The sequence below is a fragment of the Agrobacterium leguminum genome (assembly GCF_005144435.2).
GTDB lineage: Bacteria > Pseudomonadota > Alphaproteobacteria > Rhizobiales > Rhizobiaceae > Agrobacterium > Agrobacterium leguminum.
The window spans coordinates 807979-833395 of record NZ_CP120212.1 but is presented as its reverse complement, the minus strand read 5'-3'; the positions used below and the strand labels follow the sequence as shown (position 1 = coordinate 833395).

The window sequence follows — 25417 nt, the reverse complement described above, 5'->3', positions numbered from 1 at the left end:
CGCATCAGATAATGCGCTTTGCCTTGGCAACGGCAGATGTCGTCCTTATGTTAGGGGCACGTAAGAGCGGGCAGCAGATATGCCCGTGTGAGTTCGGGGAGTTCGATGAACCCAAATTTCAGAAATTTCGCCTTGTGGGCCGTGATTGCCCTCTTGCTGATCGCATTGTTCAGCATGTTCCAGACGTCGCCGACGCAAACGGGTTCGCGGGAAATTCCGTATTCCCAGTTTCTTCGCGATGTGGATTCCGGGCGAGTTCGCGACGTGACCGTCACCGGTAACCGGGTTCTCGGAACCTACACCGAAAACGGCACGGCCTTTCAGACCTATTCCCCCGTCATCGACGACAGCCTGATGGAGCGCTTGCAGAGCAAGAACGTGACCATCGTGGCGCGTCCCGAAAGCGACGGTTCCTCCGGTTTCCTGAGCTATCTCGGCACGCTTCTGCCGATGTTCCTCATTCTCGGCGTCTGGCTGTTTTTCATGCGGCAGATGCAGGGCGGTTCGCGTGGTGCGATGGGCTTTGGCAAGTCCAAGGCCAAGCTTTTGACGGAAGCCCATGGCCGCGTGACGTTCGATGACGTTGCAGGCGTGGACGAAGCCAAGCAGGACCTTGAGGAAATCGTGGAATTCCTGCGCGATCCGCAGAAGTTTCAGCGCCTCGGCGGTAAAATTCCGCGCGGTGTGTTGCTCGTCGGCCCGCCCGGCACGGGTAAGACCCTTCTGGCGCGTTCCGTCGCCGGCGAAGCCAATGTACCGTTCTTCACCATTTCCGGTTCGGATTTCGTGGAAATGTTCGTCGGCGTCGGCGCAAGCCGTGTGCGTGACATGTTCGAACAGGCCAAGAAGAATGCGCCCTGCATCATCTTCATCGACGAAATCGACGCCGTCGGCCGCCATCGCGGCGCCGGTCTTGGCGGCGGTAACGACGAGCGCGAGCAAACGCTGAACCAGCTGCTGGTCGAGATGGACGGTTTCGAGGCGAATGAAGGCATCATCCTCATCGCCGCCACCAACCGTCCCGACGTTCTCGACCCCGCACTTCTGCGTCCCGGCCGTTTCGACCGTCAGGTCGTCGTGCCGAACCCGGACATCGTTGGCCGCGAGCGCATTCTCAAGGTGCATATCCGCAACGTGCCGCTGGCGCCGAATGTCGACCTCAAGGTTCTGGCCCGAGGCACACCCGGTTTTTCGGGTGCGGACCTGATGAACCTCGTCAACGAAGCCGCCCTGATGGCTGCCCGTCGCAACAAGCGCGTCGTCACCATGCAGGAATTCGAAGACGCCAAGGACAAGATCATGATGGGCGCGGAACGCCGCTCCTCCGCCATGACCGAGGCCGAGAAGAAATTGACCGCCTATCACGAAGCCGGACACGCCATCACCGCGCTTAAGGTTGCCGTGGCCGATCCGCTGCACAAGGCGACGATCATCCCGCGCGGCCGTGCACTGGGCATGGTCATGCAGCTGCCGGAAGGCGACCGCTACTCCATGAGCTACAAATGGATGGTGTCGCGTCTCGTCATCATGATGGGTGGCCGCGTTGCCGAGGAACTGACCTTCGGCAAGGAAAACATCACCTCCGGCGCGTCTTCGGATATTGAGCAGGCCACCAAGCTTGCCCGCGCGATGGTTACGCAATGGGGCTTCTCCGATGCTCTCGGGCAGGTGTCCTATGGTGAAAACCAGCAGGAAGTCTTCCTCGGCCATTCCGTCTCGCAGTCGAAGAACGTCTCCGAGGCGACGGCCCAGACCATCGATACGGAAGTTCGCCGCCTGATCGATGAGGCTTATGGCGAGGCGCGCCGCATCCTGACGGAAAACCACGATGGTTTCGTTGCGATTGCCGAGGGTCTGCTTGAATACGAAACCCTGACGGGCGACGAGATCAAGGCCCTGCTGAAGGGCGAGAAGCCCGCCCGCGACCTGGGTGACGATTCTCCGGGCAGCCGTGGTTCGGCAGTGCCGAAGGCAGGCACCAAGAAGGACGGCCCAAGCGAAGCAAAGGGCGACGGTGAGGCCGAAGGCGGCATGGAGCCGCAGCCGCATTGATCGTTCGCGCAAGCTAAAAATTGTAAAAGGCCATCCGGGTTTCCGGGTGGCCTTTTCATTTTGGTAACAAGATATAAGCCATTTTTGCGCTAATTTACGTGCTGTTTATCGTGGTTTGTGGCATCTAGCCAAAAACGCTTCCGGCTGTTTTCAGCTTTTGCCGGAATGCTGGAAAAGATTTGGAGTTCAAATGGCACGCCGTTATTTCGGAACCGATGGTATCCGCGGACAATCGAACGTATTTCCCATGACGCCTGATCTGGCGATGCGTGTGGGTATTGCGGTCGGGACGATCTTCCGCCGTGGCCATCATCGCCATCGCGTCGTCATCGGCAAGGATACGCGTCTTTCCGGTTATATGCTGGAAAACGCGCTGGTCGCCGGCTTCACTGCCGCCGGTCTCGATGTCTTCCTGCTCGGCCCCATTCCGACGCCCGCCGTCGCCATGCTGACCCGGTCGCTGCGCGCCGATATCGGTGTGATGATCTCGGCCTCGCACAATCCCTTCTCCGATAACGGCATCAAGCTTTTCGGACCGGATGGTTACAAGCTCTCCGACGAGCTGGAACTGGAGATCGAGGACCTTCTCGACAAGGATATCTATGCGCAGCTTGCCAAGCCGAGTGAGATCGGTCGCGCCAAGCGTGTGGATGGCGACATCTACCGTTATATCGAATTCGTCAAACGCACCCTGCCGCGCGATGTGACGCTGAGCGGACTGCGGATCGCCATCGACTGCGCCAATGGCGCGGCTTACAAGGTGGCGCCCGCTGCGCTCTGGGAACTCGGCGCGGAAGTCGTCACCATCGGCAATGAGCCGAACGGCATCAATATCAATCTGGAATGCGGCTCCACCCACCCGGAAGCGCTGCAGAAGAAGGTGCATGAAGTACGGGCCGACATCGGCATCGCGCTCGATGGCGATGCGGACCGCGTCATCATCGTTGACGAGCGTGGCGAGATCGTCGATGGCGACCAGCTGATGGCCGTCATCGCCGATAGCTGGGCTGCCGACAACACGCTGCGCGGCGGTGGTATCGTGGCGACCGTCATGTCGAATCTCGGTCTTGAACGCTTCCTAGGCGACAAGGGCCTCACCCTTGCCCGTACCAAGGTGGGTGACCGTTATGTCGTCGAACACATGCGTAACCACAATTTCAATGTCGGCGGCGAGCAGTCGGGCCATATCGTGCTGTCGGATTATGGCACGACGGGCGATGGCCTTGTTGCGGCCTTGCAGGTTCTCGCCAAGGTCAAGCGCTCCGGCCTCACGGTCAGCGAAGTCTGCCGCAAGTTCGAGCCGGTGCCGCAGCTTTTGAAGAATGTCCGTATCTCCGGCGGCAAGCCGCTGGAAAACCCGGTCGTGCAGCAGGCGATTGCGGATGCGGAAAGCGCATTGGCCAATAATGGCCGCCTCGTCATCCGTCCCTCCGGTACGGAGCCGCTGATCCGCGTCATGGCAGAAGGCGACGACAGCGCGAAGGTGGAGCAGATCGTCAACGATCTCGTCGGCGTCATCGCCAATGCCCGCTCGGCGGCGTGAGCTTCCGCGACAGTAACGCCTGAAAAAGCCGGCTCTGCAGCCGGCTTTTTCTTTGAGTATTTCCTAATAAATATAGTGAATGATCGTGGTTAATCGGGACTTAACCATTTTACGTCAATCTCCATGACTGAACAGTTCACTGGCATCTGCTGCCGAAACCGCACGTGCCTCTTCTGGAGTGGAAGTCATGAAAAACGCCCTGGCCGGATTTCTGGCCGTCCTGCTGACCGGTACAAGCGCTATCGCTGCCGATCTTTATCAAGCCGAGCCCGCACCGGCCTATGTCGAGGCCCCCGAAGTCGAGATCACCCAGGCAAGCGGCTGGTATCTGCGCGGTGATGTCGGTTATTCCTTCAACAAGCTGCGCGGCGCCCATTATTATCAGGGCGGCCCCGGCGGCTATCTCGCGGATTTTGATACCGCGACGATCAAGGACAGCTATGTCATCGGTGCCGGTGTCGGTTATCAGTTCAACAACTATTTTCGCAGTGACGTGACCTTCGACTATATGGGTAAGTCAGATTTCCGCGGCTCCACGAGCGGTTTCTGCGGTTCCGTTCCCGGTCGCTGCGTCTCGGAGGACCTTAGCTCGGTTCGCGCCTATACTCTGATGGCGAATGCCTACGTCGATCTCGGCACTTACGGTCGGGTGACGCCTTATGTCGGCGGCGGTATCGGCGGCTCCTACGTCAAGTGGGACAAGCTGCGCAACACATCCTGCAGCGTCAACGGCCTGGGCTGCGACCCGACCACCGAACATGGCGGCAAGGGCAAATGGCGCTTCGCCTACGCTCTGATGGCCGGCGCATCCATCGACGTCACCTGTAACCTGAAGGCCGATATCGGCTATCGTTTCCGCCACATCAACAAGGGCGATATGTTCGCTTATGAGAATGGCGGCGGTCCGGGCCGCGACAAGGGCCTTTATTCGCATGAAGTGCGCGTCGGTGGCCGTTATGTCTTCAATGGCTGCGATACCGCGCAATACATGCCGCCCGCCGATATTCCGCTGCAGCCTGCCGTTTATAAATAAACGTCACGCCCAGCTGGTAGTTTCAGACTGTCCGCATCCTCCGGGTGCGGGCGGTTTTGTTTTACCGGCATCTGACACGGGGCATGACGCATATGGACCAAAATTCTTCTGCGTAGCGACATATTCCGCTTGACTGGGATCGGCGAGAGGAATAGCAACGGCGTCAGGACACTCCACCCTAACGTGGAGCGCCTATCTGGAAGGGTAGTCAAATGACAGATATCGTGAAGCCGGACGTCCGTCCGGGCAATACGCATTTTTCCTCTGGTCCCTGCTCGAAGCGTCCCGGTTGGTCGCTAGATGCTCTCTCCGATGCGCCGCTCGGTCGCTCGCATCGCGCCAAGGTTGGCAAAGCCAAGCTGAAGCAGGCCATCGATCTCACCCGTGAAGTTCTGAACGTTCCTGCCGACTATCGCATCGGTATCGTTCCCGCATCCGACACCGGCGCCGTTGAAATGGCGCTCTGGTCGCTGCTCGGTGAACGCGGCGTCGATATGCTCGCCTGGGAAAGCTTCGGCGCGGGCTGGGTCACCGACGTCGTCAAGCAGCTGAAGCTGAAGGACGTCCGCAAATTCGAGGCCGATTACGGCCTGCTGCCGAACCTTGCCGAAGTCGATTTCGACCGCGACGTGGTTTTCACCTGGAACGGCACCACCTCTGGCGTTCGCGTTCCCAATGCCGATTTCATTCCGGCTGACCGTAAGGGTCTGACCATCTGCGACGCCACTTCCGCGGCCTTCGCACAGGAGATGGATTTTACGAAACTCGACGTCGTTACCTTCTCCTGGCAGAAGGTTCTGGGCGGCGAGGGCGGCCATGGGGTCATCATCCTTTCGCCCCGCGCTGTCGAGCGTCTGCTGAGCTACGCGCCGGCATGGCCGCTGCCGAAAATCTTCCGCATGGTCTCCGGCGGCAAGCTGATCGAAGGCATCTTCACCGGCGAAACCATCAACACGCCGTCCATGCTCTGCGTTGAAGATTATATCGACGCGCTGCTGTGGGCGAAGAACCTTGGTGGCCTCAAGGCGCTGATCGGCCGTGCCGATGCCAATGCCAAGGTCATTTACGACTTCATCGAGAAGAACAACTGGATCGCCAACCTGGCCGTAAAGCCGGAAACCCGCTCCAACACTTCCGTCTGCCTGAAGATCGTCGATCCCGAGGTGCAGGCGCTGGATGCAGCCGCACAGGCCGATTTCGCCAAGGGCGTCGTCGCCCTGCTCGAAAAGGAAAATGTCGCCCTCGATATCGGCGCTTACCGCGACGCCCCGTCCGGCCTGCGCATCTGGGCCGGCGCGACCATCGAGACGGCGGATATGGAAGCCGTCATGCCCTGGCTCGCCTGGGCCTACCAGACGCAGAAGGCAGCACTTTCCAAGGCTGCCGCCTGATTTTGATACCGGCCCTGCGCTGATGCAGGGCCGCAAATTCCCCGTTTTCAAAACTGCACCGCTTTCAAGGAGCCCGTGAACCATGGCACCTCGCGTACTCGTATCCGACGAACTGTCGGAAACCGCCGTCCAGATCTTCCGCGATCGTGGCGTCGAAGTCGATTTCCAGCCGAAACTCGGTAAGGACAAGGACAAGCTCGCCGAAATCATCGGCAATTACGATGGTCTCGCCATCCGTTCCGCCACCAAGGCAACGGAAAAGCTGATCGAGGCGGCGACCAACCTCAAGGTCATCGGCCGCGCCGGCATCGGCGTCGACAATGTCGATATTCCGGCTGCCTCGCGCCGCGGTATCATCGTCATGAACACGCCCTTCGGCAACTCCATCACGACAGCCGAACATGCGATTGCGCTGATGTTCGCCGTCGCCCGCCAGCTTCCGGCCGCTGACAGCTCCACGCAGGCCGGCAAGTGGGAAAAGTCGAAATTCATGGGTGTCGAAATCACCGGCAAGACGCTTGGCGTCATCGGTGCCGGCAATATCGGCTCCATCGTCTGCTCGCGTGCGCTCGGCCTCAAGATGCATGTTCTGGCCTATGACCCCTTTCTGTCGCCCGAGCGTGCACAGGAAATGGGCGTGACCAAGGTTGAGCTGGACGAGTTGCTGGCGCAGGCCGATTTCATCACCCTGCACGTGCCGATGACCGACAAGACGCGCGGCATCCTCAATGCAGAGAACCTTGCCAAGACCAAGAAGGGCGTGCGTATCGTCAACTGCGCCCGTGGCGGTCTGGTGGATGAGGCTGCCCTTGCCGATGCCATCAAGTCCGGCCATGTCGCCGGCGCCGGTTTCGACGTGTTCGAAGTCGAGCCCGCCACCGAGAGCCCGCTTTTCGGCCTGCCGAACGTCGTCTGCACGCCGCATCTCGGTGCTTCGACCACGGAAGCGCAGGAAAACGTCGCCCTTCAGGTTGCCGAGCAGATGTCGGATTACCTCGTCAAGGGTGCGGTTTCCAACGCCATCAACATGCCGTCGATCACGGCTGAAGAAGCACCGCGCCTGAAGCCGTTCATCCGTCTTGCGGATGTTCTCGGCTCCTTCGTCGGTCAGGTGCAGGAAAGCGCCACCAAGGAAATCGAAATCCTTTATGACGGCGCAACCGCCAGCATGAACACGAAGGCATTGACCAGTGCATTGCTGGCCGGCCTGATCCGCAGCCAGGTTGCGGATGTGAACATGGTTTCGGCCCCGGTCATGATTAAGGAAAAGGGCATCATCCTTTCCGAGGTCAAGCGCGACAAGACCGGCGTTTACGACGGCTATATCAAGCTGACGGTCAAGACGGAAAACCAGATCCGCTCGGTTGCCGGCACGGTGTTCTCGGATGGCAAGCCGCGCTTCATCCAGATCAAGAACATCAACATGGATGCCGATGTCGGATCGCATATGATCTACATCACCAACACCGACGTTCCCGGCATGATCGGCTTTATGGGCACCACGCTCGGCGAGGCTGGCGTCAACATCGCCAACTTCCAGCTCGGCCGTGAAAAGGAAGGCGGCGACGCCATCGCACTTCTTTATGTCGATGGCCCGGTTTCCGAAGTCGTGCTCGACAAGCTGCGCGCCAACCCGGCGATCCGCCAGGTCAAGCCGCTGACCTTCAACGTCGACTGATCTTATCGTTCCTCCCAAGGGGACAATAAGGCCCGGCGCAGGGGAGACCCTGTGCCGGGTTTTTGGTTTTTCCAGTGTCTGTTTCGTCGCAAAATAAGAACGACTATCGCATTGGTTGTATATCACAAAAAATTTAAGCCGAGTGGTCTAAAAATGATGATCATGAGTTGCTATATCGCCTGCTGACATGCCGCTCATGGGAGGGCGGCCAACAGGAGATAACGATGTTTGCTGCCTTTCGGCGCTTCAAGGGTTTGTTCGCAGTCGCCGCGCTTGGTATCGCGGTGTCTTTCGTGGCGGTTGATATGGCAGAAGCGCGTCGCGCCAGCGGCGGTTTCGGCAGCCGCGGCACGCGGACCTATTCCGCTCCGCCTTCGACCAGCACTGCACCCGGCCAGACCGCACCGATCAACCGCAGCATGACGCCCAACACCAATCAGGCAGCGCCGAGCGCTGCTCAGCCGGCCCGTCCGGGCGCGCAGGCGCCGCAGCAGAATCGCGGCCTGTTCGGCGGCATGATGGGTGGTTTGATGGGCGGCCTGTTGATGGGCGGTCTGTTCGGCATGCTGCTGGGTGGCGGTTTTGGCGGCATGGCCGGTTTCTTCGGTATGCTGTTGCAGGTGGCGCTGATCGGTCTTCTGGTCATGCTCGCCATGCGTTTCTTCGCCTCGCGCCGTCAGGGCCAGCCCGCTTATGGCTCGGCCGGCGGGTCGCAGCGCACGGATCATTCCGGTTCTTCCTATAATGGCGGTTCGCAGGCGGGTTCTACCGCTTCCTCGTTCAAGATTCCGAAGATCGGCGCGCTGGCCGGCGCTGCGGGCGGTGTGGCCGCCACTGCCGCAACGGCAAAGCCTGCGCCTCATGCTAATGCCATGTCGGAAGGCGATGAAATCGGCATTACCCAAGGCGATCTCGAAACTTTCCAGAAAATGCTGGAAGACGTACAGGCCGCCTATGCCGCCGAGGATTACGGCACCTTGCGCAAGCTGACGACGCCGGAAGCCATGTCTTACCTCGCAGAAGAACTGAGCGACAACGCCACGAGCGGCGTGAAAAACGACGTGCGCGATGTGACGCTGCTACAGGGCGACGTTGCCGAAGCATGGCACGAAGAGGGCCAGGATTATGCAACGGTGGCGATGCGCTACTCCGCCATCGACGTGATGCGCGACCGCACCTCCGGCAAGGTGATCGAAGGTGACGAGCACCAGCCTTCTGAAGCGGTGGAAATGTGGACCTTCGTTCGCCGCCCCGGAAACGACAACTGGCAGGTGGCCGCTATTCAGGCGGCTGCCTGACGAATCGGAACGTGTTTAACGGATAAAGGCCCGGCGGTTTGGTGACCGCCGGGCCTTTGCTCGTCTCACTTCCAGAAAGCATGGTCACGCCGACGCTCGCTCCGCCAAGGGGACAGCAAGATGCGGTCAAAAAACGACTGATAAATCTAACGGGTGATATCTCCCCCGCTTATCGGCGGTGAATTCCGCTTCGCCCTGCTATGCAAGGCTTTGAGCCCTGCTTGCCGCGACATGTTACCCGCGCATGGCTCATCCGCTTCACGGAATTGCCTTTTTTTATTCATCCGGCATTCAGTCCCTGCGCCCTAACCAGAATGCATACACGTCAATGTGACTTTTCGCGCCGGTTCTAAACCGCTTTGGAAAGGGAACCTCAGGCGCAAAACAGCGTTGACAATCCAATCCCCGGCCCCTCCCAAGCCGGGCTGGGTGGCTGGGCAATGCAGGCCCTGCGAGAACGGAGAGCTATCGAGATGAAACGCTTTGACCTGATCGACGGGATGCGTGGTTACTTCCTCGTCTTCATGCTGATCAACCATCTGGTGTTTGCCGGAGGCTTCTGGCTGGTGGAAATCAATCACCGGCAGTTTGCCTTTGTCGAGGACGCTCAGGGCTTCGTATTCCTGTCCGGCCTGCTGATCGGCATGGTCTATGCGCGCAAGATGATGAAATACGGCTATGATGCCGGCAAGCAGATGATCTGGAACCGGGCGCTGGAGCTTTATCGTTACGCGATGGGTCTCGTCATCGCCGTGCTGTTCTTCCGCATGGTCATCCCGCATGCACCCTATATCTGGTACAACTGGCTCGGCATGACGTCGTTCGACGATCCGCTGCGACTGGCGGCGATTGCGACATTCCTGTTCCAGCCGACCTTCATGGATATTCTGCCGCAATATATCGTTTACATGATATTTGCACCGGTGCTGGTGAAGCTCTGCCTTGATGGCAAGTGGGCCTATGTCATGGCCGGCTCCCTGCTGGTCTGGATGGCCGGCCAGCTTGGCCTGCAGCAGATCGTGACGACCCCGCTCAACGAACTCGTGAAGGGTGCGGACGAGCAGGGCATTCGCGTCAGCTTCAACCTGCTCGGCTGGCAGCTCGTATTCTATTCGGCGCTGGTGATGGGCGCGATGACGGCACAGAACCGCATTCCGTGGAAGGCGATCTTCTCGCCTGAGCACACGTGGCTGCCGAAGGCGGCACTCGTCATCTGCCTGTTCTTCATGCCGCTGCGCATCGCCACAGCCTGGGGCCTGATGCCGGAATTCATGATGGGCAAATTTTCCACCATGGAAATCCGCGCCGATTTCGGCCCGGTCTATCTCATCAACTTCCTCGCCGTCGGCGTCGGCCTGACCTGGCTGGTGATCGCAGGTCCGAAGCACCACCGTCCGCTCGTGCGCTCCATTGCCGAGGGGGTGATCTGGGTGCTGTCGCTGAAGTTCCTGCAATTGCTCGGCCGCCATTCGCTGCAGGTCTATGTCTGGCACGTGGCCATTGTCTATGGCGTCTATTATCTGGACGGCCGCACGGCGGAACTGTCGCAGCTCAACAAGACGCTGATCGCCTTCACGGCTATCGGATTGCTGGCCCTGCCAGCCCTGTGGCGGGAGCGCGACAAGTGGTTCGGCAGCAGCGGCCAGAAGACGGCCGGCGCCTGACGGCCGGGTCCCAGCCCGAATCTGACGGCTTTGCGGGGCGGTTTTCCGCCCCGTACTTGCGTGCGCGGCCATTCCTTTCTATATGCAGCCCTTAAATCCGCAGGATGACGAGAGAGGACGGCCCGATTGATGGCCAGGTTTCTCGCGGCGGATGACCGACAGGCGGCGGGGCCTTTACCCCCGTTATGACTGACGATGGGAAAAAACGTGAATACGCTCGATTTTGACAAGAGGCCGGAAGATACCCGGATCGTTGTCGCCATGTCCGGTGGCGTCGATTCTTCGGTGGTGGCCGGTATCCTCAAGCGCGAGGGCTATGATGTCCTCGGCATTACCCTCCAGCTTTACGACCACGGTGCTGCCGTGCACCGCGCGGGCTCCTGTTGCGCGGGGCAGGATATCGACGATGCGCGCCGGGTCTGCGAAACGCTCGGCATTCCCCACTATGTGCTGGATTACGAAGCGCGGTTCCGCGAAACCGTCATCAACCCCTTTGCCGAAGCCTATGCGATGGGTGAAACGCCGATCCCCTGCGTGGCCTGCAACCAGACGGTAAAATTCGCCGATCTGCTCGCCACGGCGCAGGAACTCGGCGCCGATGCGCTGGCGACCGGCCATTACATTCGTTCGCGTCCCAATCCCGTTTCCGGTCAGCCGGGGCGGCGTGCGCTTTATCGGCCGATCGACAGCGACCGTGACCAGAGCTGGTTCCTGTTCGCCACGACGCAGGAACAGATCGATTATCTGCGCTTTCCGCTCGGTGGCCTCTCCAAGGCCGAAACGCGCGCTCTGGCGGAAGATATGGGGCTTGTCGTCGCCAAGAAGGCTGACAGTCAGGACATCTGTTTCGTGCCGCAGGGCAAATATACCGATATCATCAACAAGCTGAAGCCGAATGCGGCATTGGCAGGCGATATCGTCCATCTCGACGGGCGCGTGCTCGGCCGCCACGATGGCATCGTGCATTATACGATCGGCCAGCGCCGCGGCATTGGTGTCGCGACCGGGGAGCCGCTTTATGTGGTGCATCTCGATGCGCGCGGCCGCCGGGTCATCGTTGGCCCGCGCGAAGCGCTGGAAACCCGCCGGGTCTATCTGCGTGACATGAACTGGCTGGGCGACGGCGAGTTGGCGAACGATGCCGGGCAGGGCTTTGCCTGTTTCGCCAAGGTGCGCTCCACCCGCCCGCCGACGGAAGCGATGCTGCATGCGGATGAAAACGGTATCTATGTGGACCTGATGACCGGGGAGGCCGGTGTCGCTCCCGGTCAGGCATGCGTGCTTTATTCCGCGCCGGGCGCTGATGCCCGCGTTTACGGCGGCGGTTTCATCGAACGGTCGGAACGCTCGGCGGAAGCCGAGGCGTCGCTGAAGGCGCTTCTGGAAAAGCCGGTTGCCGCCTGAAACCATTCGCTTTTTGCAGCGATGCGGAAAGCGAATTTTTTGCGCATCTTGCGCTTGACACTTTGGGGAGCGGCACCTTATAAGCCGCTCATCCTGATGGAACGGCCGGTCACATGACTGTCACGTTTCCCCTGTGGCGGGGTAGCTCAGGTGGTTAGAGCAGCGGAATCATAATCCGCGTGTCGGGGGTTCAAGTCCCTCTCCCGCTACCACACGTCCCCCCAACATTTCAGCCTGCTTTCCAACGAGCGCTGCGAGTTGGCCGACAATCTCCACTTCAACGCCTCCATCTTCCCTGTCGATGATCGTCACATGGTCTACGAGATCGCGGAACGCCTTGTGCACATCCGAATCGGTAATGTCGTCGAGCGACGCCAGACGGTCCGCGAGCGCATCGATTGATTTCTTGTAGCGAGTGATGGCTGCTGGATGCAGTTCGACAACTGGAGCGGCCGGGATATCAACCAGCTTCTTCTCCAGTTCTTCTTTCTCGGCTTTCAGTGGGGCGTATTGCGCCTCGACGGCTTCGATCGGCAAGATGCCTCGGGTCATGGCCTTCATCAATCGATCAAGCTGGCCATCAAGATCCGCGACGCGCCGCTCCACGGACGCGCGCTCTCGCACGGCTGCATCAGCGTCGAGCCGTCTCTCTTCCCTATATGCCTTCACATACTCAACCAGCACCTCCGGGTGGTTCAACTGATCTCTCAGGCCTGTCACCACTGCCTTCTCTATTTTGTCCAGGCGATATCGTTTGTTGTTGCCGCAGATGCCGCTCTGTGTCGATCGCGAACAACGAATGCGGACAGTCTTCCCGTGGTGATCGTGTATAGACATGCCGCCGCCGCAGTGGCCGCACCGGGTAATTCCGGATAGAAGTCTTTTTGGTCGGCGTGTGTTCGACCCGCCCTGGCCCCGGCGGCTCTTTCCCTCGAGCATAGAAAGTGCCTGGTCATACGTCTCGCGGTCTACGATTGCCAAATGAGGGGCAGGAGTTCGCTTGTGTTCGCTCTCTGGGTTCGGTCTGCTGATGCGCTTTCCCGTTTCGGGGTCGCGGACCATATGTACTCGGTTCCAGACGATTTCTCCGGCGTAGAGCGGATTACGAATGATGCCGTAACCTCGTTGTGCAGAGCCGTTGATCGTGCTGGCATTCCATTGCGTGCCTCTGGGTGGTGCGATCTTATCTTGGTTCAAACCGATGGCGATCTCACGCGACATCTTTCCTTCGATCGTTTCTCTATAGATACGCCGCACGATCTCTGCTTCGGGTTCGAAGATCTGCATGACCCCGGGTTGACCTGGTGTCGGCTGATAGCCATAAGCCTTGCCGCCGGCGTGCCGACCTTCGCGAATAACGCCAGTCATGCCGCGGCGGATCTTGTTTTTCAGGTCTGCAAGGAAAAGGGTGGATACGAGGCCGCGAATACCGACCTGAATGGCGTCTGTTTTTCCGTCATGAATGGCGAGGATCTCGACGCCAGCGAATGCAAGCCGCTTGTGCAGGCCAGCAAGATCTTCCTGGTCGCGTGAGAGGCGGTCTAGGGCTTCGACGATGACGGTTTTGAATTTGCCAGCTCTGGCATCTTCCATGAGGCCGAGTAGTCCGTCTCGTCCGAAGATCGAGGCACCCGAGCGCGCTTTGTCGTAGTATTCTCCTGCGACAACGAGACCGTTTCGAATTGCGAACTCTCGGCAAACAGCGATTTGATCGTCAACTGACCGCTCGTTTTGGAGATCAGTTGAGAACCTCGCATAAATGGCTGCTCTGTTTTCTTGCATGCTTCCTCACTATTCGCCGCTGCCAGTGCCCTGTCGCGACGCGCATCAGCTTTCGCCAAAGCTCGGACAAATGCAAGTAACCGTGGATCGACGTGCGTCATCGTCTGGCCCTCCATGCGTCGAGATGCTTTGGCTCAATCACCCTGTGAACCAAAAAGTTGAAGTTGAGATGAGGGCTGGGGTTGGTCCGCTTTCGGTTGAGGCTGGAGCCATTTCGGCGCCGCCTCTGCCGAATCTGCAGGTGCTGGTTTCCACTCAAAAAATCCGAGTGCGCCGACCGAAGGAATGAAGTCGACCGGACGAGTGTCCCTCAGCAACAGTCCTTTAGGCCCAAAGAACCAGCGACTGTCGAGTTCTGTAACGATATCGGCGACGGTCGTGATACCGATGATGCCGCCCCGCCTAAGGTCGCTAGGGGCAGGGCAGGTAACGCCGAGGGTAGCCATGAATTCCGAGGCTTCCTCGTACTCGGCGCGTGTCATACCCTTGGAGGCGTGGACGCAGCATTCGCCACGGAATTTCAGGCCGGGATTGCCTTTCTTCCAGCTTCGGTTTTCGACCGGTTTACCGGCGTGGACGATTGCCCATGCCCAAGGCTGTCGAACGGAGATGGCCAATTTGGGGAGGTTGAATGACATCATGCGGGCAACCCCTTTGAATGGCTAGTTTCAGCTATCATGCCGCGCCCCGCCCTCAATTTTTCGATCCGATGGATCATCGCTTCAGCGCGCTCCACGACATCGCGGCGATCGTTGGCGTTTCCCCACGCGATTTGCAGACGGCTGGTGTGAACGACAGGCCCAAACTTGTCGGTGAGTATCGCGCCAGCAGCGATCGCGAGGGCTTTTTTTGAGAGCGCAATGTCGAAGTGGACCCAGGAGGCGTCGCGATGCTTTCCGAATGATAAGGTCTTGTGTCCCTGTATCCATTTGCGCTGCACGCCAATCTTGTCGACCATAGCGAGGAGCTCTGCGTCGGTGTCTGCCCAAAGATGGCACATCACCATGTTTCCGAATTTGTGGCGCGCATCGTCAACGTAGACGGCCATGGTTCATCCCCTCAGCTTCTGCGGTGTAGTTTTGATCCGGTTCGCATGGCGCATGCTTTCCGCCGCCGAAGACGTAGTCGCGCCACGGTGTCCAACACCATTGACCATCCCGGTTTCGGAGGAAGCCCCACGCCCGTCCGGAGCGGCCCCGCCAAACAAGGGTGATGATGCGGCGTTGGTCGAAGCGTGGGTTGCGCTCCTTGCCACCGTATAGAGCGAGAGACGTAGTGTATCGACCAAGGACACGGTGGCAATGCGTGGCGGGCCTGTAGTGTAGACGGAAGGCGCGGACGACTTGGCGTCGGGGATGGTATTGCATCGGAAGCGGACCGCTCATCCATATCGGTTCCGCTACTTCCTCGACGTAGCTGGTTAGCGGGAACGTCCAGAAGTCCCATGGGTGGTCGTGGTGATCAGGATCGTTGTCTCCGCGGTAGAATATGTGAAGGCGCAATCGCCCGATCCAATATCGCCGCATGTAGGGAGTGCGGCTCTTGCCAGCATCATCAAAGATTGTATGCGCACCGATGAAGCGATCAGTCATTCGCCGCCCTCCTGCTTTGCAGGTGCTGCGTGGAGAGGCATCCAGTGGGTGGGTTCCCATACGTCATGAGGTGCTTGGCAGCGCGTCCAGCAATCGCCAGCATCGTTCCAATAAGCTGTTTCTGGTGGTTCTGCGTAGCCGCCTACCGGCGCTTTCCCAAACCAATCGGTGAACTCGCCCATGCGGCATGTCAGGATAGGCGCGCTCCACCCATTCTTCTGAGCGGTCTCAATCGGCTGCCACCCCGCCACGTCCTGCACCTGTGCGGAGAGGGCGGGCAGGAAGTCGTTGAGATATTTTTCGATAACTTTTGCACCGCCCTCATTGGCGATCCAGATTACAACGTCACCAGATACTGGCCAATATTCCCCGGCAGGCAAATCCCCTTCCTGACCGACTGGGATGACAGAAGCCCTTGGGCGGAAAAGAATGCCGGAACGGCCTTCATGCTCTATCCTGCTGACATCGACCTTCCCATGGCCCATCTCAATCTGAGTTGCCATGTTCTGGATGACGTTCATCGCTTGTAGTGTGGTTCGGTCCATTCTCATTGCCTCACACACGCATCGGCATGAGCACGATGAGATTTTCCTTATGATCACCGTCGGCGCGAAAGATCGTCGGGCTGGTGCTCTCGCCCAGGGCAATACGAACGGTGCCTTCCGGCAGGTGCTCAAGCGCCTCAAGGACGTATTTTGCGTTGAAGCCCGTTTCCATTTCGGCCTGCCCCTCATACGCGACTTCGTCTTCCGCGCTGCCGGCATCAGGATTGGTCACGAGAAGCTTCAGCGTGCCTTCGGAGAAGTGGAACTTCATCGCTCGGCCGCGCTCGGTTGAAACCGACGACACACGGTCAACGGCCGAGGCGATTGCTTTGGCATCCGCCGTCACGTCGGTAGCATTGTTGGCGGGGATGACCCGGACATAGTCAGGGAAAGTGCCGTCGATCAGTTTCGACACGAGGCGTGTCCCGCCGACGGTGAAACAAATCCTTGCGTCGCTGAGCTCGACGAAAACGTCACCATCTTTCGGCAAGATCTTCGAGAGTGTCGCGACCGTCTTGCGCGGAATGATCACGCCAGGCGCATCTGCGGGAACCTGGTCGATCATCACGATCCGCTTTGCGAGGCGGTGCCCGTCGGTCGCAACGAACAGCATGCCGTCCGCCGTGGGATGCATATAGATGCCATTCAGGTAGTAGCGCGTCTCTTCGGTTGAGATCGCAAAGCCTACTGCTGCGATAGCTGACTGTAGGGCTTTCGCCGGTATCGTGAACTTGTGAGGCAGGTTGCTGACATCCATCGATGACAGGTCGCTGGGCGGTAGAGCCTGCAATGAAAACCGGGACCGTCCTGCCTTGAAGGTAACAGAATCGGGAGAGCCTTCGCGCTCTTTCGCCTCGGCCGCGATGTCCGCGCCGTCCGGAAGCTTTCGAACAATATCGCGAAGCAGGTGGGCTTGAACGCTGAACGGCTGAAAATCCATTGCGACGGTAGCCGAAAATTCGACCATGGCTTCCGTGTCGAGATCGGTTGCCCGAGCCCGCAAGCCGTCATCCGTCCGCTCGATCGCAACGTTGGCGAGGATCGGGATTGTGTTTCGCCGCTCGACGACATCGCTGGAAAGCGCAAGGGCGGCGGCAAGGGCTGATTTGCTGGCTGTGAACATGATTATTCCTCCGCGCTTTCGGCGTCGTTTGCTGGTTGCTGGATGAGCGATTTGCAGTCGTCGGAAATCCGGTAGTGAAATTTCGGTGACCAGTAGGAAGTGTCGACAACGACACTCAGGGGCTCGCTTTCGCGATGGCACTCGGCATAAATGCTGGCGAATTCATCAAGCGTTTCGGCGAATGTCTCGCTTTCATACTCCCAGAAGGAATTGGCTTCGTGCCGCCCGTCGTCCTGGGCTTGAGGCTCGATCGGCCGCGCGCCATCAAACATCTCGAGCGTGTGGGCGCACCTTGGGGTATTCCCATGGGTACCGTCTGGGTTGATGACGATCTCGATGTTGCCGCGCTGCTCTACGTACCTGAAGGATAGTTCTTGCCCTGGCAGAAAGAGCGCTTTTTGACCTGCGGAAGCGGTGGTCAGATAGGGCAGCCATGCCTCAGGAGAAGCTTTACCTGTCGGCAAAACTTCATCGATCATGAACGTCGGATACCAGGTTTTCTCTGAAGTCATGGCTGCCGCTCCTATCAGGCCTGCATTTCCGGAGTGCCCTGGAAGCTGGGCAAATCCGTATCGGCTGCAGCGCGCGTCAGGTCATCGCGAACCTGTTTGGTGACGTAGTGATCGGGGCGATAGAGATGGAACGACCAGACGAGACCCGAACCCGTCTTGCGGTACCGGAGGCGCACGGGAATGCGTGCCGTTTCCCCTTCGAAGAAGGGCGGAACCGAGAGGATAAACATGCCCGGCACGTCGATCCGGTTGCCTTCCTTGTCGTGCGTCTGATGCTCTTCCTCGAACACGATCTGGCCGGCGCCGTTTTGCAGCGACACGACATTCTTGACACGTGTCTCCGCCGTGACGAGAAGGCCGCGGGAGAGGGTGACGAGCTGGTTCGGGAATGCAACCTTGAACGAGAACTTGTTCTGGAATTCGAGTTCTTCGGCTTCGTCGGGCGCAGCGAGATCGGCGATATGATCTTCGATGAATTCGGCAAAGTCGGTTTGGGATATTCCCTTGCCGTTCATCGCAGTCCAAGCCTTCCATTCCTCAGAGAGTGGAAACTCGTACTGGATGCGGTGCTTGCCGTTATCGGCTGCTCCGCCGTTTTCTTTCTTGTGATAGTCGATCACGGCTGTGAGCGACGGCTTTTGCCAGTCCATGTTCGCGAATATCACAGAGTGCTCAGTCTTGTGACGGTCAACCAATTCGATGAAGCTCGCCAATGTAGTGACGCGAGCCGTCCCGAGTTTCGTTTCCGGGCTGGTACGCCAGCTGTTGAAGAGATCTTTCGTGCCGGTGACACTACCGTCTTTCGGATCGAAAATGACTGGAACCTGCTTGGGGACGCCAACCGCATCGCTGGGGGCGTCGATGAAGCGGACATCGAGGCCGGTTTCCGTTGCAAGATTTGCAATCGCCGCGACGGCGGATGCGTTGAGCATATCAGTAGCCACTGGGTGTTTCCTTTCCTGGCTGTCTTACTGGTTGAGGTTGGGACGGCTGCGGTCGATTTCGCGCGGGCCGGGGAACATGTCGTGTTGCTGCGGATGCTCTGTGGACAGGCGGCCACCTTCAATGACCCAGTAGACCGAGGCCTTGCGGGGCAGTTTTGGCAGCGTCGGGGGCGGGATTTCCGCATTGATCTCGACCATGCCGTTCTTGACGGCGAGGTTGAGCTTGAGGGAAACGCCACCCTTGTAAGTGACGTTGGGTCTGTCATTCGAAAGCTCGAGCAGCTTTTCGAGGGTTTCCGTCAGCTTGATGGAGAGCTCGGCGTTCAGATCGCCGCTTTCCAGCATGCCGAGGAGGGATTGCGCATCTCTGATGATCTGCATGGTCTACTCCGGTTGAAAAAGAGGTGAGCCGTTCCTCAGAACGGAATGTCGTCATCCATATCGTGGCTGAAATCGCGGCCGGTGCTCGGGTTTGAACCGCTTGAGCCGGATTGTCGGCTGGATTGTTGCCCGTACTGGTCGGGATCGGACGCCGGGGGCGGGCGATTGCCGCCGCCCTGACTGTCGAGCATGGTCAGCGTCGCGTTGAAGCCGTTCAGAACCACTTCGGTTGTGTAGCGGTCGCCACCATCGGAATGCTGCCACTTGCGGGTTTGCAGCTTGCCCTCGACGTAAACCTTTGAGCCCTTTTTCAGATACTGCTCGCAAACCTTGACGAGACCTTCGGTGAAGACGACGACGCTGTGCCACTCGGTGCGCTCCTTGCGGTCGCCGCTGTCACGGTCCCGCCAGGTTTCTGAAGTCGCGAGGCGAAGGCTGGCGATGCTGGCCCCGGCTTGTGTCTTTCGGATTTCGGGATCGGCGCCGAGATGTCCGATAAGAATGACTTTGTTGACGCTACCGGCCATCAGATTGTCCTTTCGGTTTTTGGGAAGGCGTCATGAACGACGCCATCAAGAAGGCGCCCAGCGGCCTTTTTGCCGACGAATTTGACGGAATGGTGCGTTTCCGGGGCGGGGAGCACTCTGGCCCACGCCCAAGGCTTGTGATCCATTTCAATCAGGTGTCCTGACAGAGAGATTGCGTGAGTGGAGCATTCCCGCTCGGACCGATCGATGTAATCGGCGTCGGTCTCGTCCCTGTGGCGATCGAGCTTCCACGGAACTGGCTTCCACGCGCCCCACTGTTTGAAAAAGAACGGTACGTCAGCTGCCGCACACTGTTCGCGGATGGATCGCACCCATGCTGGATGTACGGCGCGTGCGCCAGAGCCGCTTTCGCCGCCAACGACAACCCAGTCCAGACGGCGATGTTTTGTTCTGTCGATCGGTCCGTGGTAGAACCTTCCGGCGCGCGTCACTTCCCACGTGGAACCGCGAAGAGCGTCGAGCGGGCTAAGGACATTTTGCAGGCGTAGAGTTTCAAGGTCGAGCGGACCTAGTAGTGGCTCGGCACTCAGCCATCTCACTATGGCAGGTGTTTCCAGCAGCACCGGAATACGCTCATCTGCCCGCTTCTGGTCTTCGGCGGAAACGCCGAGCCATAGGTTGGTAAGTGGCCACTGGTTAAGGAAAACACGTGGTCCCGATGGAGCGAACTGGGTATGCGACCGGTTGGCAATCAGAGTGACGTTCAGCGACATTTCAATCGCGAAGTCGCATGCAATCGAATATACTCTCCTATACGTTTCCGGATGGCTTACGTATTGCCACATGGTTTCAGGTCGTTTTGTCAGGACCTGAAACGTGTGCTGCGGCGAAAGCGCCATGATCGCAAAAACCTTGTCGATCCAATCGTCGGGAACGCCTTCAGCAAATAGGTCGCCATGAGCGCAGACAAAGATTTTCCTAGGTCGCTTCCAATGCAGTGGTTGTGTCAGCCACTCGGCATTAAAGCGAACGTCGCCATTCCACACTGGTCCGGCCTTCGTTTCTGTGGTCAAACCCCTCCGGCTGTCGGTATGCTTCAGGCGCGTTCCGGCAAGCTTCATCGCATAACAGTTGGTACAACCAGGAGAGACGATGGAGCATCCGGTAATCGGGTTCCACGTCGCATCCGTCCACTCGATATGTGTCCCGTCAGCCATGGTGATCCTCCGCTCGTGCCGGCATTTCAAGGCGATAACCAAGATGGCGACTGGTGATGATTGAGACGCCATGCGGAGCTACCGACCGGCGAAGGCGGTTCAAGAATGCGTAAGTGCAAGCCCGGGCATCCAGCGGGCCGCCGTCCGGGTCGTCGCTGTAGACGCGATCGGCGAGCTGATCGGCAGAAAGGAAGCTTCGGGCTTCAGCAAGTGCCAGAAAGATCTGGCGCTGCCTGCGGGGCAGCATGATCCGGTCTGCAAGTTCGATAGCGTCCTGTTTCATCGACCGCTCACGATCTTCCGATGCATCAGGTTATTGTTCGCCGCGTTCATGCGTTGCTGAATGCCGATCAACCGGTCGAAGGTTTCCAGAAACGCGATTTCTGCTTTTGCCGGCGCCCAAGGCGTGATCGCGCCGATTGTTAATGGCGCTGGGAACCTGGACAGAGGATACTTCTTGCGGGCGGCGGAACCGAACAGGCTCTCCGCTTCAGCAGCAGCCATGCGAACATCCATGCGCTCGACGGCATGCGACTGCTTTTTCGTCCATGCGCTTGGGGCGGGCAGTCCTGCTGCCGCATAGATGGCGCTGTCCCATCCGGATTTCGCAGAGGCGACTACGGATCGATAAGCTTCGGCGGCCTTCGGCGAAAAGTCATCGAGCATCGCTGCCACAAGATCCTGTTTGGGGCGGCTGTCGTCACCAAGCTTGTATTCGTGCGCATCGTGCAGGAGGAACAGCGCGGCGGTGAGTTCATCTTCCCCTTCACGCAAAAGCGCTTGCGCGCCCATTACGCAATGCTGGGCGTCGCTGTAACCGACGCCGGGATAGGTGCCGGTGAAGCGATTGATTTTGGCAAGGCCAAAGGCCACTTCGTTGAAATCGATCTCGCATGCTTCGGGATGCGCAAGGTCCATCAACGAACCGTCCGGCCGAAAGAAGTCGATGCGTTTGCTGCAGAGGCGAGGGGCCGAGATAGAAGTCATCGCGCAATCCCTCCGATAGCGTCGCTGGCAAGCATCGACACGCCACAGATGAGACCGGTGGCTGAAACCAGTGCGAAGAACACAGCGAGCGCAAAAAGCACGCGGCAAAGCAGGTCGACCCGGTGCGGCAGTTCGGTTTGAACCTGCTCTTTAGGTGAAGCGCACATCGGCAAGATTTGGATCATAGGAACGTCTCCATCCGTTTCGGATGCCGCCCCTGAGTTGAGGCGGTCACCGAAATCGGACGTGACGTTATGCAGCGCGTTTGCGAATTTGCCGCACAGACTGATCGTAGGCGCGGGCTCTTGCCCGGGCGCCGTATCGTGCGATTTCAGCTTGCGTGAAATGACGGTTAAGTTCCTCGGAGGTGCAACCGTCGCCGTAACGGCGCATGGCGTCAGCCATATCCTGAATGAGTTTTTCTTCCTTGCTCTGCATTTCGCTCTCCATCCTCTGAAAGGTTGGACCGGATGGCGGGGCAGGGGACGTGGGCGCCATCCGGTCGTCTCCATGCCATGTGGTTCGGCTTGGATGAACAGCGTTATAGTGGGAAACATCCCACTTAGCAATAGGAAAAGTGGGATGTTTCCTATCGGTCTGTTTGCTTCCCACCCGACGACAGAAATTCCCTTTTGAATTGAGTGGCTTGGGAAGCTGTGCGGAAAACGAATCAGTTTGGACTCGACTCTTTCAGCAAGTCATGTCTTTTTTAGCGTGAACGAAATGAGAACAAACGGGAGAGGAAGATGGCAACGCCGCCGGTCAATCATCCAGACGCCATGCGATTGGTTATCGAGCTAGACTCGCTTTATGTGGCTTGTGATGATTGCGGGCACTCGCGCGTGCTTGGCTACAGGAACCTGCGGGAGGCGGCAGCCTTAGGCGTACACAACTACATGCAGTTGTGTCGTAAAATACGTTGTTCTGAATGCCCTAAGGTCCCGCCGACGCATAGAAACCTCACTATAAGGCCGAAGTGGATCGAGGGTCACGCCAGTCAAACAGTGGCGTGAAAAACGATCTTATGTATGGAGAAAACCTTGGATGACGGGAAAGTCACCTCGTTCGGCTCGTCATCCTCAGGATTGTGCTGCCATAGTCTCGTCACCTTGCTCGACTGTGAACGAAACTCCTTGATATAGCTTTCCCGTTGATTTTCTTCTTCGGTCGCGACCTGGACAATTACGTCATCGCCCGCGCGTACCGGCTCGTTTGGGTTAATCCAGACAGTTTCGCCGGCTTTGAAGCGGGGCTCCATGGAGGTCCCGTAAACCCGTACAGCATAGGCGCCGTCAACGCCCTCCAGCATCGGGGGAACGAATAGCCGTCCGACTTCAGAACCATTTAGAACGAAGCGGCCGTTTGGCCCGCCAATCGATTGGCCGAGCAGGGGTATGTATCCGTCGCCGTCAAACTTCTGGAAGCGTGGGGGGAAGCTTGCGTTCGGTTTGGTAATGGTTTGGGCCACCGGCTCTTCATCATCGGGCAGCCGCACAACCTCTCCTCTGATCAGTGCATCGGCGTCCAGGCGCAAAGCCTTGGCCAGATCAGGCATTTTTTTAAGCGTGACGGTGGATTTTTTGCCATCGACGAGATCGCGCAGGAAGGTTCGCTCGATCCCCGCTTTCACAGCGGCTTCCACCGGCCCAAGATCCAGTTCTTTCAGTCGCTCGATCGCAATTTTTTGAAGTGTGCTCATGCTGCGATAATAGGAAATTTCCCCCTCCAAATGCCAATGGGATGTTTCCTATTGCAAAGTGGGATGCGTCCCACTATAAAGGGTGCATGGAAACTCAACTTGCAAATCATCTGTTGGCTCTTTCGGAAGCATTTTGCTCGGCCCGCGAACTGGGTGAGACGACTGTTGGGAGGCATTGCGCCGCTGATAGCCGTTTCTTTGCCCGCATTCGCTCCGGTAAGACGTTCACGGCGAAGAAGTATGACGAGGTCGTCGCCTGGTTCAGTTCGAACTGGCCCGATGGATCGGACTGGCCACGAGGTGTTCCGCGTCCACAGGGGGCGGCACGATGAAGTTATTTCCAACCTTTTATGTCGGAGTAGGGAAGAGGTCATCCCGCGTGGCTCATAACCACGAGATCGCGAGTTCGAATCTCGCCTCCGCAACCAGATACCTGCTCCCTTTCCTCCCGGGAGTACGCTGGCGCATGACGGTTGGGGGGTCCCGGCTGTCATGCGCCTTTTTCCGTCTGTCGGGCTACGGTCGCGACCGGTCCTCGACGAAACCGCTTGCCGAAACGGCGATACTGCTTCCGGAGCGTCTGCTCGTGCGGTTTCCGTGCCGGCTACCGCCGAGTGCGCCGCCCGACAAGCTGGAAGCGGAATTCGTCCACCGTCATTCGCCCGCCTTCGAGCATGTTGACGATGTACTTCTCCTCGCTGGGGGCGGCCTTCAAAAGCGCGGCTTCCTGTCGATCGAGGCGTGCATCCGTCTCGTTCAGAAAGTTTTCGATATCGGGGTGCGTCTCCAGAAGTTGCCGGAGAATGATCTCCAGCGCGAAGATGCGTCCCGTGATCTGGCTGCCGTCGTCGGCGGGAATATCGGTCATGAGTTGCCCCAGGTTGATAGCGGACTGTTGCATGCTGTTCTGCCCTCCGGCGCTGAAAAAAGAAAGTCTCCGTCATGTGATCCCCCGTGATCTGCTGACGCACTGAACCTCACATTTTCAATTCATTCCCACCACGGGAAAACGCAGGGAAATTTCCCAGCGCGGGAAAGGCTTTGTCATGTTCCAAGACGCATGGTTTCACCGCATCAAGTCCGCACAGCGTGACCTGATCAAACTCGTCGGCGGCATCGAGCGCGCGGCCGAGATATCTTCCATCTCCAAAAGCCACATCGGGCGCATGAATAATGCCGCTGATCCAGAGTTGATGCCGCTTTCGGCTGTGCATGCGCTCGAAGATGACTGTGGCGTTCCGGTCGTGACTTCTGCCATGGCAGAGCTTTCGGGCCGTCGGCTATCGGATCCCGATCTTGATCGTCAGGCCGACATCTGCGTCCAGCAGGCAAAGGCAGCACTGATCGCCAAGGTTGGGGAACTCATGTCGAGCAGCGCCGCTGCTTCTTCCGACGGTTTTTTCAGTGTGGCTGAAAGCCGGCAGATGGATCGTATTTCGAACGAGATTGAGCAGGCGACGGCGAAATTCCGCCAGGCTTTGGCCGTCGTTGCCGCGCGCGGCGGTGAGATAGTTGGCCTCCGCGTTGTCAAGGGAGGGGAGCAATGAATTTCCTCCTGAAACCCTGCGAAGACGATACGCTGGTATATGCGCAGAAATGCATGGAGCGCGGCCAGACGGAAGGCGCCATCCCCGCGACCCGCAGATCTTTGACGGGCCATGAAACCGCGTTGATCGCACGCCGCGCGACGCAGGACGGTTTTATGCGGCTCGGTGTTTCTGTCTTCTACGAGCCTGAGCCGGGTCTGCTGTGGCTTGATATGCTTTTTGTCGAACCCGAGTTTCGACGCCAGAACGTCGGCTGGCAATTGTTGCTGGAAACCCGCGCGCATGCCGTTAGCCAGCAATTTCGCGAAATGAGTTTCGGCACACTGCTGACGAATATGCCGATGCGCTCGCTCGTCCGTCGTGAGCCGGGATTTTTCATGTCATCCGAAGTGCACGGGCAAGCGCTCGTATTCTCGGAACGCCTGGCGCGGAGGGCGACGCGATGACGCCGCCTCTCTGCAAATCGAAAGCCGATCGTGATCGTCTCCGCCAGCGTGTCGGTGAAAGCCGAAAGGCCCAGCTGAAAGAAATCCGTCG

At 58.6% G+C, this 25417-nt stretch carries 27 protein-coding genes, 2 tRNA genes and 1 pseudogene; 14 read left to right on the top strand and 16 right to left on the bottom strand.

All coding sequences use genetic code 11. The annotated features are described in order from the left end of the window. The first annotated feature begins 105 nt into the window (after positions 1-105). The 11 genes from ftsH (at position 106) to CFBP4996_RS18330 (ending at position 12939) form a co-directional block, all read left to right on the top strand. Positions 106-2052, top strand: a complete 1947-nt coding sequence (gene ftsH / locus CFBP4996_RS18380) for an ATP-dependent zinc metalloprotease FtsH (protein WP_003523247.1) — start codon at positions 106-108, stop codon at positions 2050-2052. 190 nt (positions 2053-2242) lie between these two features. Beyond that, complete coding sequence (gene glmM, locus CFBP4996_RS18375) at positions 2243-3595, top strand: phosphoglucosamine mutase (protein ID WP_003523248.1); 1353 nt, start codon at positions 2243-2245, stop codon at positions 3593-3595. A gap of 187 nt (positions 3596-3782) precedes the next feature. Beyond that, on the top strand, positions 3783-4628 hold the full coding sequence (locus tag CFBP4996_RS18370) for an outer membrane protein (RefSeq protein ID WP_080854266.1): 846 nt from the start codon (positions 3783-3785) through the stop codon (positions 4626-4628). Positions 4629-4840: 212 nt separating this feature from the next. Then, complete coding sequence (locus CFBP4996_RS18365) at positions 4841-6019, top strand: phosphoserine transaminase (RefSeq protein ID WP_080854267.1); 1179 nt, start codon at positions 4841-4843, stop codon at positions 6017-6019. A gap of 82 nt (positions 6020-6101) precedes the next feature. Then, the gene (gene serA / locus CFBP4996_RS18360) at positions 6102-7697 is read left to right on the top strand and encodes a phosphoglycerate dehydrogenase (protein ID WP_080854268.1); all 1596 of its coding nucleotides are present in this window, start codon (positions 6102-6104) and stop codon (positions 7695-7697) included. Positions 7698-7921: 224 nt separating this feature from the next. Beyond that, positions 7922-8995 (top strand): Tim44 domain-containing protein, encoded by a 1074-nt coding sequence (locus CFBP4996_RS18355; protein WP_035264190.1) that lies wholly within the window; start codon positions 7922-7924, stop codon positions 8993-8995. 473 nt (positions 8996-9468) lie between these two features. Next, positions 9469-10659 (top strand): OpgC family protein, encoded by a 1191-nt coding sequence (locus tag CFBP4996_RS18350; RefSeq protein ID WP_080854269.1) that lies wholly within the window; start codon positions 9469-9471, stop codon positions 10657-10659. 207 nt (positions 10660-10866) lie between these two features. Continuing rightward, on the top strand, positions 10867-12063 hold the full coding sequence (gene mnmA, locus CFBP4996_RS18345; protein ID WP_080854270.1) for a tRNA 2-thiouridine(34) synthase MnmA: 1197 nt from the start codon (positions 10867-10869) through the stop codon (positions 12061-12063). Between the two features lie 135 nt (positions 12064-12198). Further along, a tRNA-Met gene (locus tag CFBP4996_RS18340) sits at positions 12199-12275 on the top strand. A 46-nt stretch (positions 12276-12321) separates the two neighbouring features. Continuing rightward, positions 12322-12465, top strand: a complete 144-nt coding sequence (locus tag CFBP4996_RS18335; protein ID WP_233283571.1) for a hypothetical protein — start codon at positions 12322-12324, stop codon at positions 12463-12465. A 27-nt stretch (positions 12466-12492) separates the two neighbouring features. Then, the gene (locus CFBP4996_RS18330; RefSeq protein WP_233283570.1) at positions 12493-12939 is read left to right on the top strand and encodes a hypothetical protein; all 447 of its coding nucleotides are present in this window, start codon (positions 12493-12495) and stop codon (positions 12937-12939) included. Here CFBP4996_RS18330 and CFBP4996_RS18325 read toward each other — a convergent pair. The 15 genes and pseudogenes from CFBP4996_RS18325 to CFBP4996_RS18255 form a co-directional block, all read right to left on the bottom strand. Further along, positions 12829-13845, bottom strand: a pseudogene (locus tag CFBP4996_RS18325) (recombinase family protein); the annotation flags it as partial. The gene CFBP4996_RS18330 and the pseudogene CFBP4996_RS18325 overlap by 111 nt on opposite strands. 134 nt (positions 13846-13979) lie before the next feature. After that, complete coding sequence (locus CFBP4996_RS18320; RefSeq protein WP_080854271.1) at positions 13980-14486, bottom strand: ASCH domain-containing protein; 507 nt, start codon at positions 14484-14486, stop codon at positions 13980-13982. Next, positions 14483-14893 (bottom strand): DUF4031 domain-containing protein, encoded by a 411-nt coding sequence (locus tag CFBP4996_RS18315; protein ID WP_080854272.1) that lies wholly within the window; start codon positions 14891-14893, stop codon positions 14483-14485. Before CFBP4996_RS18315 ends, CFBP4996_RS18320 begins: the two co-directional genes overlap by 4 nt. A 540-nt stretch (positions 14894-15433) precedes the next feature. Next, complete coding sequence (locus tag CFBP4996_RS18310) at positions 15434-15982, bottom strand: DUF551 domain-containing protein (RefSeq protein ID WP_162936070.1); 549 nt, start codon at positions 15980-15982, stop codon at positions 15434-15436. A gap of 10 nt (positions 15983-15992) precedes the next feature. Next, positions 15993-17105: a DNA polymerase III subunit beta gene (dnaN, locus tag CFBP4996_RS18305; protein WP_080854274.1), complete on the bottom strand. Its 1113-nt coding sequence runs from the start codon at positions 17103-17105 to the stop codon at positions 15993-15995. A gap of 2 nt (positions 17106-17107) precedes the next feature. Next, positions 17108-17617, bottom strand: a complete 510-nt coding sequence (locus CFBP4996_RS18300) for a hypothetical protein (protein ID WP_080854275.1) — start codon at positions 17615-17617, stop codon at positions 17108-17110. 14 nt (positions 17618-17631) lie between these two features. Beyond that, complete coding sequence (locus CFBP4996_RS18295) at positions 17632-18561, bottom strand: DUF2303 family protein (RefSeq protein WP_233283569.1); 930 nt, start codon at positions 18559-18561, stop codon at positions 17632-17634. A gap of 24 nt (positions 18562-18585) precedes the next feature. Continuing rightward, positions 18586-18942, bottom strand: a complete 357-nt coding sequence (locus CFBP4996_RS18290; RefSeq protein ID WP_080854277.1) for a YfdP family phage-associated protein — start codon at positions 18940-18942, stop codon at positions 18586-18588. Between the two features lie 35 nt (positions 18943-18977). Next, positions 18978-19469: a single-stranded DNA-binding protein gene (ssb, locus tag CFBP4996_RS18285; protein WP_080854278.1), complete on the bottom strand. Its 492-nt coding sequence runs from the start codon at positions 19467-19469 to the stop codon at positions 18978-18980. After that, entirely contained in the window at positions 19469-20647 is a 1179-nt protein-coding gene (locus CFBP4996_RS18280; RefSeq protein ID WP_080854279.1) for a DUF5131 family protein, read from the bottom strand. Before CFBP4996_RS18280 ends, ssb begins: the two co-directional genes overlap by 1 nt. Beyond that, positions 20640-20930: a helix-turn-helix domain-containing protein gene (locus tag CFBP4996_RS18275; protein WP_080854280.1), complete on the bottom strand. Its 291-nt coding sequence runs from the start codon at positions 20928-20930 to the stop codon at positions 20640-20642. The genes CFBP4996_RS18280 and CFBP4996_RS18275 overlap by 8 nt, the downstream gene beginning before the upstream one ends. After that, entirely contained in the window at positions 20927-21634 is a 708-nt protein-coding gene (locus CFBP4996_RS18270; protein WP_205529288.1) for a hypothetical protein, read from the bottom strand. The genes CFBP4996_RS18275 and CFBP4996_RS18270 overlap by 4 nt, the downstream gene beginning before the upstream one ends. Beyond that, complete coding sequence (locus CFBP4996_RS18265) at positions 21631-21819, bottom strand: hypothetical protein (RefSeq protein WP_080854281.1); 189 nt, start codon at positions 21817-21819, stop codon at positions 21631-21633. The genes CFBP4996_RS18270 and CFBP4996_RS18265 overlap by 4 nt, the downstream gene beginning before the upstream one ends. Positions 21820-21886: 67 nt before the next feature. Beyond that, positions 21887-22072, bottom strand: coding sequence for a hypothetical protein (locus CFBP4996_RS18260; RefSeq protein WP_080854282.1), 186 nt, complete (start codon positions 22070-22072; stop codon positions 21887-21889). A gap of 559 nt (positions 22073-22631) precedes the next feature. Next, a complete protein-coding gene (locus CFBP4996_RS18255) occupies positions 22632-23333 on the bottom strand; it encodes a S24 family peptidase (protein ID WP_080854284.1) in 702 nt (233 codons plus the stop codon). Positions 23334-23684: 351 nt separating this feature from the next. Between CFBP4996_RS18255 and CFBP4996_RS18250 the strand changes: the two genes are divergently transcribed. Then, positions 23685-23761 (top strand) — tRNA-Met (locus CFBP4996_RS18250). A 176-nt stretch (positions 23762-23937) separates the two neighbouring features. Here CFBP4996_RS18250 and CFBP4996_RS18245 read toward each other — a convergent pair. Then, on the bottom strand, positions 23938-24234 hold the full coding sequence (locus tag CFBP4996_RS18245; protein ID WP_080854285.1) for a hypothetical protein: 297 nt from the start codon (positions 24232-24234) through the stop codon (positions 23938-23940). Between the two features lie 145 nt (positions 24235-24379). Between CFBP4996_RS18245 and CFBP4996_RS18240 the strand changes: the two genes are divergently transcribed. Continuing rightward, positions 24380-24880 carry a hypothetical protein gene (locus tag CFBP4996_RS18240; protein ID WP_080838244.1) on the top strand — a complete coding sequence of 167 codons (501 nt, stop codon included), beginning with the start codon at positions 24380-24382 and terminating at the stop codon, positions 24878-24880. 53 nt (positions 24881-24933) lie between these two features. Next, on the top strand, positions 24934-25326 hold the full coding sequence (locus tag CFBP4996_RS18235; protein ID WP_162936071.1) for a GNAT family N-acetyltransferase: 393 nt from the start codon (positions 24934-24936) through the stop codon (positions 25324-25326). Positions 25327-25417 lie beyond the last annotated feature (91 nt).